This is a genomic window from Ruminococcus sp. AM42-11 (assembly GCF_003480145.1).
GTDB classification, from domain to species: Bacteria; Bacillota; Clostridia; order Lachnospirales; family Lachnospiraceae; genus Blautia_A; species Blautia_A faecis.
The window spans coordinates 1-5,734 of the sequence record NZ_QUIO01000081.1 but is presented as its reverse complement, the minus strand read 5'-3'; the positions used below and the strand labels follow the sequence as shown (position 1 = coordinate 5,734).

Genomic DNA, 5,734 nt, shown 5'->3' with positions numbered 1-5,734 from the left:
CTGCCAAGGCAGGTCTTGTGAACCTGAAAGGCCACAGAACCGTTGGCGGTATGAGAGCAAGTATTTATAACGCAATGCCAAAGGCTGGTGTGGAAGCGCTGGTTGCATTCATGAAAAAGTTTGAGGAGGAAAATGCCTGATGTTTCAGTATCATTGCCTGAATCCTATCGCCCAGAAAGGCCTGGACATTTTTGATGATAATTATAAAAAAGCAGATACTCTGGATGACTGCCAGGCAGTTCTTGTAAGAAGTGCCAAGATGCATGACATGGAGCTGCCGGAGAGTGTTGCTGTGATCGCACGTGCCGGAGCTGGAGTCAATAACATTCCGGTGAAAGAGTGTGCAGAGAAAGGCATCGTTGTATTTAATACTCCTGGAGCCAATGCAAATGGTGTAAAGGAGCTGGTTCTTGCCGGTATGCTTCTTGCTTCCCGTGACATTGTGGGAGGTATTGAGTGGGTACAGAGAGAAAAAGACCAGGAAGATATTGATAAGCTTGCTGAGAAACAGAAGAAACAGTTTGCAGGCTGTGAGATCATGGGCAAAAAGCTTGGTATCATCGGTCTTGGTGCTATCGGAAGCATGGTGGCAAATGCAGCAGCTTCCCTTGGGATGGAGGTTTATGGATATGATCCATACATTTCCATCGATGCAGCATGGAACCTTTCCCGTACTATTAAGCACAGCAAGAGCTTAGATGAGATTTACAGCAAGTGCGATTATATCACTGTACATGTACCGCTTCTGGATTCCACAAAGAAGATGATCAACAAAGAAGCTTTCGAGAAGATGAAAGACGGTGTTGTACTTTTGAACTTTGCCCGTGACCTTCTGGTTGACGAGGATGCGCTGATTGAGGCGCTGAACAGCGGCAAGGTGAAAAAGTATGTAACAGACTTTGCCAACCATACAGTTGCAGGCCATGAGGGCATTCTGGTAACTCCTCATCTTGGAGCATCCACAGAGGAATCTGAGGAGAACTGTGCAGTTATGGCTGTGAAGGAGGTTCGTGATTTCCTTGAGAATGGTAATATCAAAAACTCCGTAAACTTCCCGAACTGTGATATGGGTACCTGCGTAGCAGTGGGACGTATTGCCATTACACATAAGAACATTCCTAACATGATAAGCCAGCTGACAAAGATCCTTGGTGCTGAGGGCCTGAACATTGCAGACATGACCAACAAGAGTAAAGGTGAGTATGCGTATACCCTGATCGATCTGGAGAGTGCAGCTTCCGCAGAGGCGCTGGATGCGCTGAAGGCCATTGAAGGTGTTTCTAAGGTTCGCGTGGTGAAATAAATTCAAATACAGATAATTGACATTAAGACAACAGAATGTTAATATAGGTATAGAAAAAGAGTGTTGCCGATAGACGGTTAGTCCATATACTGGTTAGCAAAAATTGCCGCTTAGTTTACAGACAGGGCGGCTATTTTTGTGTATTATTTACATCTTTACCCAATGTGTATCCTATTGTAAAGCAGGTTAAGCCGAAGCTTACAACTGCTATAAAGTCAATAATACTCATTGGCCTAGCCCTCCTTTCCACTGAATTCCCTTTCAGGGTTTCTATGTAATCAGAGGGTCACAGTCCCTCTGTTGAAGGACTAACCGCCTACCGTTATGGCAACACCCATACGATGATTATAACAGTTATGATAGAAGAACACAACTGATAAATTTAACAATAATATATAAAATATTCTAATAATAAAACAGGAACCACTAAATTTCAGATTAGCGATTCCTGTTTTTGCTTTAATTAAAAATTGCGATTCAAAGCTACATATTTATCTGCCGCTCTTTGCAATAAATTCCTTAACTTCTTCGCGAGTTGGCATGACACGGAGAGCACCCTTGCGGGTAGTAATAAGGGAAGCGCCTGCATTAGCAAAGGTAAGCATTTCCATAAGATTCTCATCTGTAAGAGCCTTAAGACCGTGCTCCAGAACATAGTTCAGGATGCTGGCACAGAAAGTGTCTCCGGCACCTGTGGTCTCAATGGTGTGCTCCTGAAGGAATGGAGCGCATTCTACGCGGCGTCCCTTGTAATAAGCGCGGCTTCCGTCTTTACCCATGGTGATAAGAACCAGCGGGATGTGATATTTCTCTTCAATCAGCGCAGCACCCTTGTCGTAGTCGGTGGTATCGAAAAGGAATTCCACTTCGTTGTCAGAAATCTTCAGAACGTCACATTTGGTAAGACCGTACTCAATCTCGACGCGGGCATCCTCAAGGGATTTCCAGAGTGGCGGGCGCAGATTGGGGTCAAAGGTGATGATACAGCCGGCTTCTTTTGCTACCTCAATGGCATGACGTGTAGCTTCACGTACGCCCTCATGGGTAGAAGAGAGAGTTCCGAAATGGAAAATGCGGGAATCGCGGATCAGGTCGTCTGGAACCTCATCCATAGTCAGCATCATGTCAGCACCTGGATTACGATAGAAGGAGAAGTCTCTGTCTCCATCCGGATAGGTGTGGACAAATGCCAGTGTGGTATGTACTTCTTCATCCATAATAAGAGCTCTTGTATCAATTCCAACTTCTTCCACAGCAGCCTTCAGCTGGTTTCCGAACATGTCCTTTCCAACTTTTCCGATAAAAGCGGTCTTCTTGCCAAGCGCTCAAGCATAGCCAGAACATTACATGGAGCTCCGCCCGGGTTCGCTTCCATGATCGGGTTGCCCTGCGCGCTGGTTCCATTCTCTGTGAAATCGATGAGAAGCTCGCCAAGTGCAGTCACGTCGTAGTTTCGATTACTCATTGAAAAATCCTCCTTAGGTGTTTTCAAAATCATATACCAATAATTTAACGCAGAGGGGTGTATTTGTCAAACAAATTTCTTTCTTTTTCCCGCTTAAAATGGTAAAATAGAAATATCAAAATTATGGTCGGATCGACGGGAAAATATAACAATATTAACATATTTTCCGGAAATCCGACAGTCCGTGAAAATTGGCGGGGAAATGGAGAGACTTATGAGCAAAACAGTATATGATTATATGGACTGGCCAGAAATTGAAGCGGTTGTATACGGGGAAGAGACAGCGCCAAGAGATGTGATGGGACCCAGACTGACACCGGATGGTGTACTGATACAGGGCTTTTTTCCGGAAGCCAGAGCTGCGGCAGTGGTTATAGGGCGCAAGAAATATGAAATGGAGCTGGAGGACGAGGCTGGCTATTATGCAGTGCTGATCCCGGGAAGAAAGATTCCGGATTACGAATTTCAGATAGAATTTGAGAAAGAGACGAAGAAGTTTAAGGACGCTTATGCTTTCGGCGGGCTTCTTACAGAGGATGATGAGAGGGCTTTTCTTGGCGGCGTTTATTATGAGGCATATAAGAAAATGGGCGCACATCCCATGGTGATGAATGGGGTAGCAGGCACTCATTTCGCAGTGTGGGCGCCAAATGCAGTTCGGGTAAGTGTGGTTGGTGAATTTAATAATTGGGATGGCAGAGCACTCCCTATGCATAAGATGCCTATGTCAGGTATTTATGAATTGTTTATCCCGGGAGTAAAGGCGGGGGACGCCTATCGTTATGAAATTAAGGCAAAAGGGGATGTGCTCCTTCAGAAAGCAGATCCTTATGGAAACAGAACCCAGCCTGCACCATTGTGGAATTCTGTTGTAGCGGATGTCTCTGATTTTACATGGAATGACAGCAGTTGGATGGCTGAACGTAAGAAATATGATGGCCGCAGGCAGCCGGTTTCCATTTATGAGACAAGCCTGGGACAGTGGGAATCAGGGAAAGAGCTGGTGACCTTTGCGAAAGAAAAGGGATATACCCATGTGGAACTTCATCCGGTTATGGAATTTCTGGAGGATGGTTCAGATGGATATCCTACATCTGCATATTTTGCAGTCAGCACACGTTATGGCACACCAGCAGATTTTGCAGCACTGGTAGATGAGCTTCATCAGGTGGGAATAGGCGTGATCCTTGACTGGTCACCGGCACAGTTCCCGAGATACGCAGGCGGTCTGGAGAAATTTGACGGAACAGCCCTTTATGAAGTGAAAGACCCGGAAATGGCAGTCCACCCAATGTGGGGCACCATGCTTTATAATTATGACAGTCCTATGGTAATGGATTTCCTGATTTCCAATGCCTGTTTCTGGCTGGAGGTCTTCCATGTGGACGGGCTTCGTATGGATGATGTAGATGCCATGCTTTATCTGGATTATGGAAGAAAGGATGGATGGACACCGAATATGTATGGCTCCAATGAGAACCTTCCTGCCATTGAATTTCTGAAGCATCTGAATTCCATTGTGAAGAAGCGTGATCCAGGAGCACTTCTGATCGCACAGGAGGATGGTCTGTGGCCGGAGCTGACTGACAGTGTGGAGAATGATCACATTGGGTTTGATTATAAGTGGAGTGGCGGATGGACAAGAGATTTCCTGTTCTATCTGTCAGTAGATCCGATTTTGCGGAAGAATTATCATGACCAGCTGACTTTGTCCACCTTATATGCATATTCTGAGCATTATATTCTGACTCTTGGAAACAGAGATGTGGGAAGCCTGAATGAGTTTATGGCGAAACTTCCGGGAGATGAGAAGCAGAAGCTGGCACAGGTGAGAGAGGCTTATTCCTATATGATGGTGCATCCTGGCTGTAAAATGATGGCACCGGGGACTGATATGCCGGAGGGACTTGCCAAATGCATTCAGGCGTTGAATACCCTTTATAAGAGTTCGCCTGCTCTTTATCAGATGGATGATGAGTATGACGGATTTGAGTGGGTTCAGCTGATGAAATACGAGGAGAATGTGATCACTTTCCTGCGTAAGACAGAGAAACCAGAGGAAACGCTGCTTGTAATCTGTAATTTCGCCGCAATACCCTACGAGAATTACCAGGTGGGCGTGCCCTTTGCAGGGAAATATAAAGAAATCTTTAATAGCGATGTAGCAGAATTCGGCGGCGAGGGTGTAGTAAATTCTCGTGTGAAGACAGCAAAAGCAGAAGAGTGCGACGAACGTGAGCACTCTATTAAGGTGAAACTGCCGGCACTTGGTGTAAGCATCTACAGCTGCACTCCCGGGAAAGCCCCAGCCAGGAAGAAAGTGACCGCAGCGAAAACTGCGAAAGATAAGACTGCGAAAGATAAGACTGCAGGAAAACTGGTAAGGACTGTGAAGGCAAAAACTCCAGCAAAGAAGTCAGTAAAGGAAGAAAAAGCTACGAAAGTAGAAGAAGCTGTCAAGGCAGAGAAAAAGGCAGAAACAGTGAAGAAAAGAGCCACAGTAAAAAATGACAATAACAAAGCAGACAGAAATAGCAAATAAGTAATAAAATAGCAAAAAAGACTGCATTTACATATCTGAATTTCAGATGTGAGGAATGCAGTCTTTTTGAATCTTTTTACAATAAGTAAGCAGCGAAGCAGATCAGGAATATCTATTTGATGCAAATAAAAAAAGCTGGAAATGAGACTCGAACTCACGACCCCTTCATTACGAGTGAAGTGCTCTACCGACTGAGCTATTCCAGCTTATGGAATGATAAGTGTATAAAAATTTATACACTTATCAGACACAAAAGATATTTTAAGTTATAAGCAGCCATTTGTCAAGAAAATCTTGGGTAAAAATTCTGATTTATATGAACCATTTATGATAATGTCCTAATATACCATAAAGGAAAATGTCCCAATGTAGTATAATGCTTCCATCAACAGATGGAGGTAACGATTATCAGAAAGGTAGAATT

At 44.5% G+C, this 5,734-nt stretch carries 4 protein-coding genes, 1 tRNA gene and 1 pseudogene; 3 read left to right on the top strand and 3 right to left on the bottom strand.

All coding sequences use genetic code 11. The features are described from left to right. Both DW904_RS22305 and DW904_RS22300 read left to right on the top strand, forming a co-directional pair. Positions 1 to 140, top strand: a pseudogene (locus DW904_RS22305) (3-phosphoserine/phosphohydroxythreonine aminotransferase); the annotation flags it as partial. Continuing rightward, a complete protein-coding gene (locus tag DW904_RS22300) occupies positions 140 to 1,303 on the top strand; it encodes a phosphoglycerate dehydrogenase (protein WP_118584301.1) in 1,164 nt (387 codons plus the stop codon). The pseudogene DW904_RS22305 and the gene DW904_RS22300, both read left to right, overlap by 1 nt. Positions 1,304 to 1,794: 491 nt before the next feature. On the opposite strand, the gene DW904_RS22295 is transcribed toward DW904_RS22300, so the two are convergent. Further along, complete coding sequence (locus DW904_RS22295) at positions 1,795 to 2,583, bottom strand: carbohydrate kinase (RefSeq protein ID WP_347562229.1); 789 nt, start codon at positions 2,581 to 2,583, stop codon at positions 1,795 to 1,797. Further along, entirely contained in the window at positions 2,565 to 2,768 is a 204-nt protein-coding gene (locus DW904_RS26080; protein ID WP_347562228.1) for a hypothetical protein, read from the bottom strand. The genes DW904_RS22295 and DW904_RS26080 overlap by 19 nt, the downstream gene beginning before the upstream one ends. A 214-nt stretch (positions 2,769 to 2,982) precedes the next feature. Here DW904_RS26080 and glgB point away from each other — a divergent pair, with 214 nt between their 5' ends. Further along, a complete protein-coding gene (glgB, locus tag DW904_RS22290) occupies positions 2,983 to 5,310 on the top strand; it encodes a 1,4-alpha-glucan branching protein GlgB (RefSeq protein ID WP_118584300.1) in 2,328 nt (775 codons plus the stop codon). Between the two features lie 133 nt (positions 5,311 to 5,443). Here the strand turns inward: glgB and DW904_RS22285 are convergent. Further along, positions 5,444 to 5,516 (bottom strand) — tRNA-Thr (locus DW904_RS22285). Between the last annotated feature and the right edge of the window lie 218 nt (positions 5,517 to 5,734).

Bases quoted from the DNA above. Each gene is read 5' to 3' on its own strand.
- DW904_RS22300 (WP_118584301.1), top strand. From the start codon at position 140: ATGTTTCAGTATCATTGCCTGAATCCTATCGCCCAGAAAGGCCTGGAC.
- DW904_RS22295 (WP_347562229.1), bottom strand. From the start codon at position 2,583: ATGTTCGGAAACCAGCTGAAGGCTGCTGTGGAAGAAGTTGGAATTGAT.
- DW904_RS26080 (WP_347562228.1), bottom strand. From the start codon at position 2,768: ATGAGTAATCGAAACTACGACGTGACTGCACTTGGCGAGCTTCTCATC.
- glgB (WP_118584300.1), top strand. From the start codon at position 2,983: ATGAGCAAAACAGTATATGATTATATGGACTGGCCAGAAATTGAAGCG.